Here is a 13,307-nt window from a genome sequence, read left to right as displayed (position 1 = left end):
TGAGGCTAGTGCAGTTGGTCGGATTCGGTCGGAGTCAGTCGGATTCGGTCGGGGTCTGGATCTCGGTCCAGGTCGTGTGTGCGGGTGGAGGTGCGGGTGTGTGCAGGTGTCAGGTGTACTTCGGCCGGTCGAGTTGAAGTGGATTTCGTCAACGCGAACAGCCCGACACTCCTGCGGCAGCGCCCAGGGGCCCGTCGGGCCGGATTTCCCAAGGGTACGACTCCCCACTGACAGCCGCGCCCCACACGAGCACCCACGCCCCACACCGGGCGGGGTACGCGCTCGGGTCCGGCCGTTTCGCGGCCGTGCCCCGCGTGGAATGGTGTCTGATACACGGAACGGCCGAGGGGGCAGTGGATCAGTGGACCGCGCGGGCAGGACGGGCAGAGGGCGGGAGCCGGACGGCGACAACGCGGAGGGGACAGGCGGTCACATCGGTGAGGGGACAGGCGGTCACATAGGTAAGGGGGCAGGCGGTCGGATGGGCGGGGACGGGCAGGACGGTGGTTTACGTGAGAACGGGGGCAGGGGCCGGCAGGTGAGCGGCCGGCGCGGGCCCGTCGTCGCCGCCCTCATGCTCGGGATGGCGCTCGCCGCCCTGGACTCCACCATCATCGCCACCGCCGTCCCCCAGATCGTCGGCGACCTCGGCGGTTTCTCCGTCTTCTCCTGGCTCTTCTCCGGCTACCTGCTGGCCGTCACCGTCACCCTCCCCGTCTACGGCAAACTCTCCGACACCTTCGGCCGCAAACCCGTCCTCGTCACCGGCGTCGTCGTCTTCCTCGCCGGCTCACTGCTGTGCGCGGGCGCCTGGAACATGGCCTCCCTCATCGTCTTCCGCATCCTCCAAGGACTGGGCGGAGGCGCCATACAGGGCACGATCCAGACCATCGCCGCCGACCTCTACCCCCTGAAGGAACGCCCCAAGATCCAGGCGAGGCTCTCCACGGTCTGGGCCGTCTCGGCGGTCGCCGGCCCGGCGCTCGGCGGCCTGCTGGCGGCGTACGCGGACTGGCGCTGGATCTTCCTGGTCAACCTGCCCGTCGGGGCGGCGGCCCTGTGGCTGGTGCTGCGCCACTTCCACGAGCCACCGCAGTACGCCCGTACGGCGGGGGCGCAGAAGGGGGCACACTCCGCCCGTACGGCAGGGACGCAGGAGGGGGCACACTCCGCCCGTACGGCTCGGCCGCGCGTCGACTGGCCCGGCGCGCTGGCCGTCTTCGTCTGCGGCGGCCTGCTGCTGACCGCCCTCGTCCAGGGCGGCGTCGCCTGGCCCTGGCTCTCCGCCCCTTCACTGGGGCTGTTCGCCGGCAGCGCGCTGTGCGCGGCGCTCACCGTCCTGATCGAGCGGCGGGCCGCCGACCCCGTCATCCCCGGCTGGGTCTGGCGCCGCCGCGCGATCTCCTCCGTCAACCTGGCGCTGGGCGCCCTCGGTCTCCTGATGGTCGCCCCGACCGTCTTCCTGCCCACCTACGCACAGTCCGTGCTGGGACTGGGACCGGTCGCGGCCGGATTCGTGCTCTCCGTGATGACCCTGAGCTGGCCGGTCTCGGCCGCGCTGAGCAGCCACCTCTACAACCGGGTCGGCATCCGGATGTGCGCGGTGCTCGGGATCGGGACGGCGGGCCTGGTGCTGCTCGCCTTCCCGCTGCTGCCCTACCCCGGCGCCGCCTGGCAGCCCGCCCTGATCATGCTGGCACTCGGCGCCGCCCTCGGGTTCTTCCAGCTCCCCCTGATCATCGGCGTGCAGTCCTCGGTCGGCTATGCGGAGCGCGGCACCGCCACCGCCTCGGTCCTCTTCTGCCGCCAGGTCGGCCAGTCCGTGGGCGGCGCCCTGTTCGGCGCCGTCGCCAACGCCACCCTGGCGGGGCACCTGGCCGCCGCCCCACCGACATCCGCCCCGGCCTGCCCGGTGACCTCGACTCCGTCTCCCGCGCCCTGGAACGGGCCGGGGCCCTGACCGACCGCGCGGCCGACTACCTGCGCCGCGCGGTGGACTCCGCCGTCGACCACGTCTTCACCGGCGCCGTGGTGGCGGCCGTCGCGGCCCTGCTCGTCCTGCTCTTCCTGGCCCCCCGCAGCTTCCCGGTGCACGGGGACGTCCGTACGGAAGGTGCGGAGGGTACGGAAGGTGCGGAGGGTACGGACGGCACGCCCACGCCCCGTACGGACGGCACGCCCACGGCCCGGACGGACGGCACGCCCACGCCCCGGACGGACGGCCGGGAAGGCGGCGGGACGGGCGGATGAGCCCGGAGCGGGGGCGGCGGCCGTCGTGTCACTGCTCCGGGATCTTCGGCAGCTTCGTCTCCAGGGTGTCCTCGTTGTCCGGGTTGCCGGACCCCGTACCGGCCCCCGCACTGGATCCCACGCCGGCCCGCGCCACCTGGCGGGCTCCCTGGCCCGCCTCCGGCGCCCGGCCGACGCGCGGATCGGCACTCCGGCCGGCGCCGCGCTCCGCCGGTCCGTCCACCGCACGCTCCGCCGGCCGATCCGCCGTACGCTCCGCCGCCTCGTCCTCGCCCGGGTCCTTCCCCGTGAGCGCCGCCAAGGTATTGCGTACGTGCGTCATATGGGCCCGCACCACCTCGCGCCGCTCACTGTGCTCCCGCAGCGTCCGCTCCGTGGCCCGCTCGATCCGCTCCGCCTCGACCCGGCCCTGCGCGATCAGCTCCGCCGCCCGCGCCTCGGAGTCCTCCTGCCGGTGCCGCGCGGCCTCCTCGGCCTCGGCGAAGCGGCGGCGCGCCTCGGCGAGCTTGTCGCGGCCCAGTTCGTCCAGCTCCGCGACCCGCCGCTCCAGCTCCGCCTCCCGCTCCGCCAGCTCACGCCCGGCCGCGTCCCACTGGTCGGCCTGCTCCTTCTCCTGGTCCTGAAGCATCTCCACGGCCCGCCGGCCCGTCTCCTGGAGCGCCGCGTCCGCCTCGGCACGCAGCCGCTCGGCGTCCTCGGCGGCCTCCGCGCGCAGCCGCTCGGCCTCGGCCTGCGCCGCATCGATCACCTGACCGGCGTACTCCTCGGCCTCGGCGCGCAGCCGCTGGGACGCCCGCTCGGCCGCTTCCCGGGCCGCGTGGCCGTCCTCCTCGGCGGCCCGGTGCGCCTCTTCCACCGCCTGACGCGCCTCCGCCCGGAGCCTGGCCGCCTCGGACTCCGCCGTGGTCAGGATCAGCCGGGCCTGGTCACCCAGGGACTCGTACGTCTGCGGCGACATACGCGCTATGTACTCGCGCATCTCCTGGAGCTCGGCCGTCATCTCATTGACGAGCGCCGTCAGCCGCGCGGCCCGCTCCCAGCAGGAATCGCGGTCGATGGAGAGCCCCTCCACCCTGCGGTCCACATCCGCCGGCCGGTAGCCGCGCCCCCGTACGATCTCGAACCCATGAGGCGAAACCGATGCACTCATCCCTCAAGCCCCTCTCCGACGTGCCACGCCCTTCCGCGCACATCTTTCTCGATCGCTGCGAAGCGGTTGTAACGCGACACTCCGTCCCTTCCCATGCTCCAGGATGCGTCAATTGTTAGCAGAAGTCGGAATCGAGCCATCCTCGCGAAGCGCCTCGAAGAGCCGCCGCGCCTCCCGCTCGTCCCAGACCAGGACATCACCCAGGTCCCCCATGGTGACACCGGGGTTGGCGACCGGAACGGTCAGCGCTTTCCCGCCACCGCCGGCGACCTCCTTCGCCGACCGGCCCAGCGTCACCAGATCCCCCACGCCCGTACCGCCGTCCACCGTCACCGCGGACAGCGCGGCGTCCAGCACCGACCGGAGCCGGAGGGGATTGAGGACCACCCCGGGCCCGAGCATCGCGTCCGCCACCGCGCCGACGAGCCGCCGCTGACGCCTGACCCGCCCCAGGTCCCCGTCCGGATCGGTGTAGCGGGACCGTACGTACGCCAGCGCCCGCACCCCGTCCATCCGCTGACAGCCGGCCCGGAAGTCCGCCCCGGCCTTCTCGTCCTTCAACGGCTTGTCCAGACACAGCCGCACCCCGCCCAGCGCGTCGACGAGAGCGACGAAGCCGGGGAAGTCCACCTCCGCGTAGTGGTCGACCCGCAGCCCCGTCGCCTCCTCCACCGTACGGGTCAGGAGGCGCGGACCGCCGTCCGCGAACGCCGCGTTGATCTTTCCCTTGCCGTGGCCGGGCACCTGCACGTAGCTGTCCCGGGGCAGGCTGACCAGGTACGGACCGTGCCCGCCGTGGTGCAGCAGCATGATCGTGTCCGTGTTCAGCCCCTCGTCGTTGCCGACGTGCAGCTTCCGCCGCTGCTCGGGGGTGAGGTCCTTGCGGCTGTCCGAACCGACCAGCAGCCAGTTCGTGCCCTTGCCGGGCGACGGCCGGCCGGAGTAGCCGGCGGCGATCGCGTCCGTGCGCCGCACCTGCTTCCCGGCCCAGAAGTACAGGGCCGCGCCACCGGCCGCGACGAGGACCACCAGGGTCAGGAGGGCGAGCAGGATGCGCCGGGGCCAGGAGAGGCGGCGGGGGCGCCGGGGACGCCTTGTACGGGGGGTACGGGAGGTATGGCAGGTGCGGCGGGAGAGGCGGCGGCGGGCGCGGTAGAGGGTGGTGGTGGAGGCCGGGGACGGTGGCGGGGATGGCGGCGGAGCGGGTGGGCCGGCCGGTTCCGGCGGGTCGGCGGATTTCGGTGGATCCGCCGGTTCCGGAGAATCGGGCGGATCCGGGGAATCGGGCGGTTCCGGGGAATCGGCTGGTTCCAGGCCCGGGTCCGGGGCGCAGGCCGGGACCGGGTCCGGGTCCTGTGAGGGTTCGGAAGGCGGTGAGGGTGACGGTGGGGGCTGGCCCATACAGGCATGCTCGTGGCGCACCGTACGCACGGCGCGTACGTCCGGGCCGTACGGGTGACCGGCCGCGGACGTACGCCACTCCTCAGCGCCGAGGTGCTACAGCAGTCCGTCCCACATCTGTTCCAGCAGCACCGACCACCACGTCTCCGGCGAACCGAGCGCGGGCGGGTCCAGTGCCACGAGCTGCGCCTGGAAATCGACGGTCCAGCGCCCCGCCTGCTCCGGCGTCAGCCCGTACCGCAGCCGCCACATCCGGCCCAGCATCGCCAGCGACCGTACGAACTCCGGCAGTCCGCTGTTGACGAACTGCGGCGGCACGGGCTGTCCGCCCGGCCCCGCCTCCAAGGGAACCGCCACGATGTGCGCGGTCCCGTACTGGACACAGAGCTGCCGGCCGAAGTCGTTGCCCATGACCAGGTAGGACCCCGCGTCGACGGCCGGCTGCACCCGCCGCTCCGACGCCAGCTCGGCCAGTGTCGGCACCGGCCGCCCCGGCTGCGCCTGTGCCCAGAAGAACGGCCCGAAGTCGACCGGCAGACCGGCCCACACCAGGGTCTGCGCCACCACGTCCGGCACACCCTGCCGCGAGACCGCCCGCTGGTCGAAACGGAAGATCCCCTGCGGGCCGAACGCCTGCTCCAGCTCCTGCCCGATCGCCTGCGGCGGCACCGGCGGGATCTGCTGCACCTGGGAGGGGTGCGGCAGCGGCGCGCGCACCGGCGCCGGGCGCGCGGGCCCGTCCGCGACCTGGTGCAACTCCCCTTGGTGTTCGATGAGATGGCCCACCCCGCGCTGCCGCGAGGCATGGTCCTTCCCGTACGCGGCCGTGTGGCTGATACGGACCTGCGGCCAGGTCTCGCGCACCATACGGGCGCAGTAACCGCCCGGCAGGTCACAGGACTCCAGCTCGGTGTGGAGCTCCAGCACCTGCTGCGGCGGCACGTTCATGCCGCGCAGCTCGTGCAGCAACTGCCACTCGGGGTGCGGGGTGCCGGGCGCGGAGCGGCGGACGATCTTCTGCTCCGAGCCGTCGGGCGCGCGATAGCTCAGTACGGCCATGTAGCCGGGGCCCACGGTCGGCTGGCCGGCCGGGGCCTGCGGATAGCCGTACCCGCCGGAACCGGGGCCGGGTCCGGGCCCTGGGACGCCGGGCGGGGCGGCCGGGGTGCCAGGCCGGGGCCGGCCGGTCCGCCGGGGCCGATCGCGCCGGAGGCGAGCATGGTGGCCGCGGCGTGCACGCCGCCGCCGGCCGCTCGGCCCGGGCCGCCGGGACCACCGGCGCCACCAGGCCCCCCGGAGCCACCGGGGCCGGGGGAAGCACCGGGGCCGCCGACGGGCGGGGCGGGGGAGGCGGCGGGGCCGCCGGACCGCCGGACCTGGGCGCGCCGGGCGGAGCGGGCGGCGCGGGAACGCCGGGGCCACCGGGTCCGCCGGGACCACCGGATCCGCCCGCGTCACCGGACAGCGCGGCACCGGAGGCCAGCATGGTCGCGGCGGCGTGCACACCGCCGCGCGGCGCAGCACCGCCTCCGGGAGCTGGCGACGTACCCGTACCCGGGCCCGTACCGGCGCCTGCGTCCACACCCGGGCCCGAATCCGTACCCGCGTCCGGTGTGCCGGAGGCGTCCGGCGTGACGGGGCCGTCCACGGCGCTGAGGTCCAGCTCGTCGGGGTTCAACTGCGAGACGAGCTGCGTCGGTACGTACCCGCCGGCCGGCGCGCCCGGAACACCGGGGCCGGTCGGGGACGGCGCGGGAGCGGGCGCGGGCGGCGGGGGTACGGGGCCGCCGGCCCGCGCGGACGCCCGGCCTGTCGGCTCGCCGGCGACCTTTGCGGCACCCGGACGCGCCGCACCGCGCGGCGTACCGGGCACACCGGGAGGCGGCACGGGCGGACCACCCGCGGTACCCGGCCGGGTCCCCGCGCCTGCGCCGGTACCTGCACCTGCGCCTGCACCTGTCGCGTCCGCACTACCGGCGTTGCCCGTATTGCCCGCGTTGCCGGGCAGCGAGGAGCCGTCCGCGAGCATGGTGGCCGCGGCGTGCACACCACCGCGGGGCGGCGCGGGCGGGGCGGCCGGAACGCCCTGGCCAGGCGTGCCCGGACCGCCGGACACGGCGGGTGGCGGCGGCACGTCCGCGACCGGGGGACCCGACGGCGGCGGCAGGTCGTTCAGGCCGCGCGCGGCGGGCGGGCCCGGCGGTGCCGGCGGCATGGGCGGCGGTGCCACGCTCCCGCCCGGGCCGGCGGAACCCGGCCCGCCCGCGGCCGGGTCCTCGATCGCCGGCGCGATGGTCGTACGCGGCAACTGGCTGCCGCCCGCGAGGAATTCGGTCTTCGCCTCGGCCCGCGCACGGGGCGGCGGGGTGTCCTCCTCGTCGAACCCGGTGAGCGGCGGCGCGAAGACCGTGGCGGGCAGCCCCACCGAACGGTCCTCGTCACCGGCCCCGCTGGTGTCCGTACCGGCCCAAGGGGTGGCGTCCGCGGACACCGGGGGCCCGGCAGGAGCAGCACCGGCACCCGCACCGGCACCCGTACTCGCACCGGCACCCGTGCCCGTACTCGCGCCCGTACCGGCGTCAGAACCGGCGTCAGCAGCACCGGCCGCGCCGGCCGCCGGAGATCCGCCCCCGGCCCCCTCGGCCCCTCGCGCGTCCCGCACCGCCAGCCGGTCCCCCCGCCCGATCGTGTCCGCCGCCTCCTGAAGCCACTCCGGCGGCGTCAGCAGGAAGGACGTCGCCTCCAGGTCGATGCGCTGCGGCGGCCCGGCCGCCCCGTACGAGGCGTCCCGCGCCATGCCGTACTCCTCCTCGTACCGGCGGATGACCTCACCCACCGGAAGCCCCGGCCACAGCGTCGTCTCGCCGCTGTCCCGCGCGATCACCAGCCGGACCCGGCCGCCGCTGTGCTGCGCTCCGCCTCGGCCCGGACCTTGTTCATCGGATGCCGAGCCCGTCGCCGGCCCGTCCTCGCGGTCCTCCGCCCAGGCCACGAAGCCCAGGTCGAATTCCCGTACCCGCACCTCACGGTGGAGCGGCGCGGGCACATCGCCGTTGATCCAGCGCTCCGCACGCTCCTGCGCCTGCGCGAACGTCACCACCGCGCCTCACCCCTCCACCGGAACGGCGCGCGCGAAGCCGCCGTCCACCATCAAGTTCGCCACCGTCTCCAGCTCCGGCGGATTGCCCGCCAGCCGCAGGAGGAAGTCGTCGAAGTCCTCGCCGCACGGCAACAGCAGCCGCTCCACCCGCTCCTGGACCGTCCAGCCGTCCCGGTCACGGGCGTCGTCGTACGGGCAGAACCAGACCGACCCGACCGCCTCGCCCCTGACCTTCACCGCGAGCACGCCGCCCTGCACGAACCCCACACCCAGGTAGTCCTTGGTGAAGTGGTCCCGCAGACACTTGTTGACGTACACCAGATCGTTGACCGCCGCCTCGTCCCGCACCGTGAAGAACGGCTGGTCCACCAGCAGCCCCAGCTCCGCGTCGAGCGCCGCGCCCACCGGCGCGCACCCGCCCGCCGCCTTCAAAAAGGAGCGGTACGCGCCCGGCAGCCGGTACCCCAGCGCCTCCTCCGCCTGCGCCACCTGCTCCTCCGGCACCGACACGTCCCGGTGCGGCAGCCCGAAATGCGCCGGCCGGGTCTCCTGCAAGGGCCGCGTACCGCGCTTGTCGTGCTCCACGGCCGCCGTCGCCAGCCCGCCGTGATGCCGCAACAGCGCCTTGACCTCGACCGGCACCAGCTCCATACGCCGCGTACCCGCCACGTGGTGCCAGGTCCAGCCGTGCGGCGTGGCCACCGGCGGCACGTCCTCCCACAGCTCGTGCCCCTGCGCGTGCAGCGCCGCGTTGGCCGAGACGTAATCCGTCAGCCGCAGCTCATCGATGCCGAAGCCCTCCGGGGGCTCCGCGATCTCGGCCGCCGCCCGCGCGTACGGCGAGAAGTCCGGAAAACCGTCGGCGTCCACCCGTACGCCCCTGGGATGGCGTGCGGCCCGGACCGGGTCCGGGAAATGCACGGCCTGACCGGCGTAGGCCGAGTTCGGCGGCGCGGCATGTCCCCCGGCCTGGCGGCTGGGAGGTGCCCCCAGCCCTGTCGGACCTGTCGTCATGGCGGTTGCCCCCTGGCTGAATCTGGCTACTGCGCACAGCCTATGCCGTGCCGCAACAGGGCTGGCCAAGCTCCGTACCGCGGTACCGGGCCGGCGCCCGGGCGACACCGGGGGCGGCGGCTTTGGACGCGTACGACGCCGTACCGGCGCACCGCCCCGGCCCCGTACCCCCCTCCCGCCGAACCGCCGCACCACCGCCGCGCCGCCATCACACCGCCACCGCACCACCGCCGCGCGTCAACCGCGCCGCCGCCGGCTCACGCCCGCACGCCGCATCCCGCCCCGCGTCACCGGGAACAGAACACTCACGACCGTGACGTCCCTGACAGCACACCCGACTTCCGCGACACCCGGCACATTTGGCAGGCTGAGCCTCCCCCTACCCTTGTCGGGGGACCCCAGCGACTCGGGGACACGGGGAGGGAAAGCGCGACCATGCACACGACCACTGACCAGTCCACCGCCACCGGAGACCCCCGCGTCGGCTGGAGCGGCACCGCGGGCGACGACCGGCCGCCCGCCCTGCTCCACCGCCGCGACGGCATCCTCCCCACCGTCGGCGCCGCCCTCTCCGTACGCGGCAAGACCCTCACCAGCACCGCGAGCAAAGCCGAACAGCCCCCGGCCCTCCACCCCCTCGTCCAGGACTTCCTGGACACCCTCCCCACCGCCCAGCGCGAACGCTTCACCGGCCGCTGCCCCGAAGCCGTACTGCTCTCCCGGCACCTGACCGCCGTCGAGGCCAACCGCGGCAAACGCGCCTCCCGCAAGCCGCTGACCAACGGTGAGGCCCGCCGCTCCCTGAAGCACTCGAAAATCACCGCACGGCACATCCGCGAGGACGGCGACCCCCGGCACGGCAGCTACGCCCCGCCCTGCCGCTCCTGCGACGCGCTCCTCGCCTTCTTCGGCGTCATGCCCATCGGCACACCCGCAGGGAACTGACGTAACCGACAGGGAAAACAGGGAACTGACCACGACCATGCCCCCCACCGCCCCCACCGCCCCGTCCTACGACTCCTACGACCGCACCTCGGCCACCCGCTTCCCCGTCGCCGTCGACGCCGCGCTGCGCGACGCCGGCTGGCGCCCCGGCCGCTGGGACATCAAACAGGCCGAACGCTGGGCCGACGCCCTGCGCGCCCACGCCTCCCCCGCCGGGCACCGGCACACCGTCTTCCCCGCCGCCGTCGAAGCCTGGGCCGAATTCGGCGGCCTGGACATCGTCCCCACCGGTCCCGGACGGCACATCGCCCCCACCCCCTTCACCGTCGACCCGCTGCACGGCCTGCACCTCGCCCGCACACTCGGCGACCTCGGGCGCGCCCTGGAGACGGACGTCGCCCCGCTCGGACAGGAGACCGGCGGACAGGCCGTACTCGCCATCGACACCGAAGGCCGGGTCTACAGCCTCGACCACACCGGGGACTGGTTCCTGGGACACGACCTCGACCAGGCCCTGGGCACACTCGTCCTGGGCGGCCGGCCGGCCCGGCTCAGCGCGACACCCGGCTGACGGGGCCGGCGGAACGGGCGGAATCGGCAGGACCGGGGGAACTGGCGGGGCCGGGGGACGGGATAAGACCGTCGACCGATTCGTTCCCGTCCTGCCCCGTACGCACCGAATCCGTGTGGTTCGAACCCATAGGCGCTGAATCCGTACGAGCCGAGTCCGCGTCCACAGGAGCCGCGGCCGTACGCTCCGCGGCCGTACGTTCCGGAGCCGTACGTTCCAACTCCCCGGGCTGCAACTCTCCAGACTCCGCCTCCGTACGGCCCGGCAGCACCGCCGACACCCGGAAACCCCCCGCCTCCGTCGGCCCCGACACGAACACCCCGCCGAGCCCGGTCACCCGCTCACGCATCCCCACCAGACCGTTCCCGCCGCTGGGCAGCCCCACATCCGCCGCACCACGCGCCGACGGACCGTTCTCCACCTGTACGGCGACCTCACCCGGCCGGTGCGCCAGCCGCACCCGCGCCCACGCGCCCGGAGCGTGCTTGTGCACATTCGTCAGCGCCTCCTGCACCACCCGGTACGCGGTCTGCTCCACCCCCGGCGGACAGGCGCGCGCCTCACCCTCCACCAACAGCTCCACCGCCATCCCGGCCGCCCGGGACTGCCCGACAAGCTCCCCCAACTCGGCCAGATACGGCCCTTCCGCGTCCTGATCCACCCCCACGGCCACCACAGCCACCGCACCCGGCCCGGAGACCGGACCGGCCCCGGCCCCCGGCTCCCCCGACCGCGCGGCCGTCCGCACCCCCTGCGCGGGCGCCCGCCCCGACGCCGATGACGCCGCCGACGCCCCCGCCGGTGCCGCCTTGACCCTGGCCGCCACCGCCGCCAGCCGCTCCGGCTCGTCCGACGGCGGCGCCGTACGCGCCGAACCGCCCTCCGCCGTCCGCAGCACCCCCAGCATCTCCCGCAGCTCCGTCAGCGCCTGCCGCCCCATGTCCCCCACCAGCGCCGCGTTCTTCGACGCCTTGTGCGGATCCTTCAACGCCACCGCCTGCAACGCCGCCGCATGCACCACCATCAGACTCACCCGGTGCGCCACCACGTCGTGCATCTCGCGCGCGATCCGCGTGCGCTCCTCGTTACGGGCCCACTCCGCCCGCTCCTCGGCCCGGTCCGCCAGCAGCGACAGCTCCCGCTCCAGCCCGTCCGCCCGCTCCCGCAGGCTCTCCACCAGCCGGCGCCGAGCGCCTATGTAAAGACCCCACAGCACCGGCGGCGCCGTGGCCACCAGCCCCACCGCCACCGCCATGACCGGCACGAACCACTGCGGAGGATTGAAATCCGGCTCCGCACCCACGTGCTGCCGCAGCGTGACGAACGCGATGATCAACGTGCCGACCACCGACATCCCCGACAGCAGACCGATGATCCGCCGCGGCACGTCCGAAGCCGCCAGCGAATACAATCCGATGCCGCTCAGCAGCACACCCATCTGCGCCGGGGTCACCGCGATCGCGACCAGCACCACCGCGATCGGCCAGCGCCGCCGCATCAGCAGCACCGGGCCCACGAGCAGGCCCAGCACGAGCCCCAGCGCCGTCGGCAGCCCTGCCTTGCCCGCGAAATCCGCGCCCTCCGACAGGCACTCCGCCGTCGAGGCGAGCGCGAGGCAGACGTCCAGCACCGCGCTGCGCCGCCGCTCCCACCACCACGGTCCACCGCCGGGCGCGCCCCTCGCACCCGTTCCGTCGATTGCCCCCGTTGCGCTCATACCGACCAGCCTACGGGCGCCCACGAACCTTTTTCCGTCGAGTGCCCATGCACGCCCCTCGCCCGTTACCGGCCAGTATCCGCAGCTTTCCCTCGAACTACTGAACCGCTCGCATTTTCGGGGATTTTGTATAACCGGACCATGAAGCTGGCGTCATGCCGGAAACACCGACGCACTTCGAGTCCCTGCGCGAGCAGGCCGTCACCCTCCGCCGCGAGGGCCTCAGCCGCCGCCAGATCCGCGACCGCCTGCACGTCCACAACAACGACATCCTCAACCGCCTGCTCGAAGGCGAGCCCCCACCGGACTGGACCCGCCGCCCGAACGCGAAGGACGACCTACGGGCGAAGGCGCGGGAGCTACGGGCGCAGGGCATGACCTACAACGAGATCGTGGAGCGTCTGGGCGTCTCGAAGAGTTCGGTCTCTCTCTGGGTTCGCGACCTGCCCAAACCGGCCCCTCGGCCCGAACACCTGGAGCGCATGCGTGAGGCCCGCTGGGCGCCGTACCGCAAGGAGCGGGACGAACTGCGCGAGCGGACGAAGAAGGAAGCCCAAGGCGAGGTCGGCGAGCTGACCGACCGCGATCTGTTCATCGCCGGGGTCGCGCTCTACTGGGCGGAGGGCGGCAAGGACAAGCCGTACGCCCGCCGGGAGCTGGTGAGGTTCATCAACAGCGACCCCGACGTGATCAGCCTCTTCCTGAAGTGGCTGGAGCTGATGGGCGTGACCAGGGAGCGGATGCACTTCAATGTCAGCATCCACGAGTCCGCCGATGTGGCCGCCGCCGAGAAGTACTGGTCGGAACTCGTCGGCGTGGACGCATCCCTCTTCAACAAGACGGTACTCAAGCGCCACCGGCCGACAACGAACCGGAAGAACACCGGGCTCACCTACAGAGGCTGTCTAGCGATCTACGTCACGCAAAGCGCAGACCTATACCGTCGCATCGAAGGCTGGTGGTGCGGCATAGTGTTGGGAGCCCGGTCGACAGCCTGACGGAATGTCCGGTTTAGACCGAAACCATCCCCCGTGGTGTAATTGGCAGCACTGTGGCTTTTGGTGCCATCTGTCCGGGTTCGAGTCCTGGCGGGGGAGCAATTCGAAGTTCGGGTCCTGACCGCAAGGTCGGGACCCTTCTGCGTTTCGGCTTCAAACCA

7 protein-coding genes, 1 tRNA gene and 2 pseudogenes are annotated in these 13,307 nt (G+C 73.6%); 5 read left to right on the top strand and 5 right to left on the bottom strand.

Going from position 1 to position 13,307, the window contains the following annotated elements:
- Positions 1 to 574: 574 nt before the first annotated feature.
- Positions 575 to 2,250: pseudogene (locus KGS77_RS21250) on the top strand (MDR family MFS transporter).
- Between the two features lie 28 nt (positions 2,251 to 2,278).
- Here KGS77_RS21250 and KGS77_RS21245 read toward each other — a convergent pair.
- The 4 genes and pseudogenes from KGS77_RS21245 to KGS77_RS21230 all read right to left on the bottom strand — a co-directional run bounded on the left by KGS77_RS21245 (position 2,279) and on the right by KGS77_RS21230 (position 8,915).
- Positions 2,279 to 3,400, bottom strand: coding sequence for a cellulose-binding protein (locus KGS77_RS21245; protein WP_347404515.1), 1,122 nt, complete (start codon positions 3,398 to 3,400; stop codon positions 2,279 to 2,281).
- 108 nt (positions 3,401 to 3,508) lie between these two features.
- Positions 3,509 to 4,429 (bottom strand): LCP family protein, encoded by a 921-nt coding sequence (locus KGS77_RS21240; RefSeq protein ID WP_242587600.1) that lies wholly within the window; start codon positions 4,427 to 4,429, stop codon positions 3,509 to 3,511.
- A 468-nt stretch (positions 4,430 to 4,897) separates the two neighbouring features.
- Positions 4,898 to 7,901, bottom strand: a pseudogene (locus KGS77_RS21235) (SUKH-4 family immunity protein).
- Positions 7,902 to 7,907: 6 nt separating this feature from the next.
- Positions 7,908 to 8,915, bottom strand: coding sequence for an HNH endonuclease (locus tag KGS77_RS21230; RefSeq protein WP_242584237.1), 1,008 nt, complete (start codon positions 8,913 to 8,915; stop codon positions 7,908 to 7,910).
- Between the two features lie 435 nt (positions 8,916 to 9,350).
- Between KGS77_RS21230 and KGS77_RS21225 the strand changes: the two genes are divergently transcribed.
- Both KGS77_RS21225 and KGS77_RS21220 read left to right on the top strand, forming a co-directional pair.
- Positions 9,351 to 9,860: a YwqJ-related putative deaminase gene (locus KGS77_RS21225; RefSeq protein WP_242584235.1), complete on the top strand. Its 510-nt coding sequence runs from the start codon at positions 9,351 to 9,353 to the stop codon at positions 9,858 to 9,860.
- 37 nt (positions 9,861 to 9,897) lie between these two features.
- Entirely contained in the window at positions 9,898 to 10,431 is a 534-nt protein-coding gene (locus KGS77_RS21220) for an SUKH-3 domain-containing protein (protein WP_242584233.1), read from the top strand.
- Here the strand turns inward: KGS77_RS21220 and KGS77_RS21215 are convergent.
- Positions 10,412 to 12,148, bottom strand: coding sequence for a histidine kinase (locus KGS77_RS21215; protein WP_242584231.1), 1,737 nt, complete (start codon positions 12,146 to 12,148; stop codon positions 10,412 to 10,414). The two genes, KGS77_RS21220 and KGS77_RS21215, sit on opposite strands and share 20 nt — an antisense overlap.
- Before the next feature lie 155 nt (positions 12,149 to 12,303).
- Between KGS77_RS21215 and KGS77_RS21210 the strand changes: the two genes are divergently transcribed.
- Both KGS77_RS21210 and KGS77_RS21205 read left to right on the top strand, forming a co-directional pair.
- Positions 12,304 to 13,146 (top strand): helix-turn-helix domain-containing protein, encoded by an 843-nt coding sequence (locus tag KGS77_RS21210; RefSeq protein WP_242584229.1) that lies wholly within the window; start codon positions 12,304 to 12,306, stop codon positions 13,144 to 13,146.
- Between the two features lie 27 nt (positions 13,147 to 13,173).
- Positions 13,174 to 13,245, top strand: a tRNA-Gln gene (locus KGS77_RS21205).
- Positions 13,246 to 13,307 lie beyond the last annotated feature (62 nt).

It is taken from the genome of Streptomyces sp. MST-110588, assembly GCF_022695595.1.
GTDB lineage: Bacteria > Actinomycetota > Actinomycetes > Streptomycetales > Streptomycetaceae > Streptomyces.
This window is presented reverse-complemented; position numbering and strand designations above follow the sequence as displayed.

Bases quoted from the DNA above. Each gene is read 5' to 3' on its own strand.
- KGS77_RS21245 (WP_347404515.1), bottom strand. From the start codon at position 3,400: ATGAGTGCATCGGTTTCGCCTCATGGGTTCGAGATCGTACGGGGGCGC.
- KGS77_RS21230 (WP_242584237.1), bottom strand. From the start codon at position 8,915: ATGACGACAGGTCCGACAGGGCTGGGGGCACCTCCCAGCCGCCAGGCC.
- KGS77_RS21225 (WP_242584235.1), top strand. From the start codon at position 9,351: ATGCACACGACCACTGACCAGTCCACCGCCACCGGAGACCCCCGCGTC.
- KGS77_RS21220 (WP_242584233.1), top strand. From the start codon at position 9,898: ATGCCCCCCACCGCCCCCACCGCCCCGTCCTACGACTCCTACGACCGC.
- KGS77_RS21215 (WP_242584231.1), bottom strand. From the start codon at position 12,148: ATGAGCGCAACGGGGGCAATCGACGGAACGGGTGCGAGGGGCGCGCCC.
- KGS77_RS21210 (WP_242584229.1), top strand. From the start codon at position 12,304: ATGCCGGAAACACCGACGCACTTCGAGTCCCTGCGCGAGCAGGCCGTC.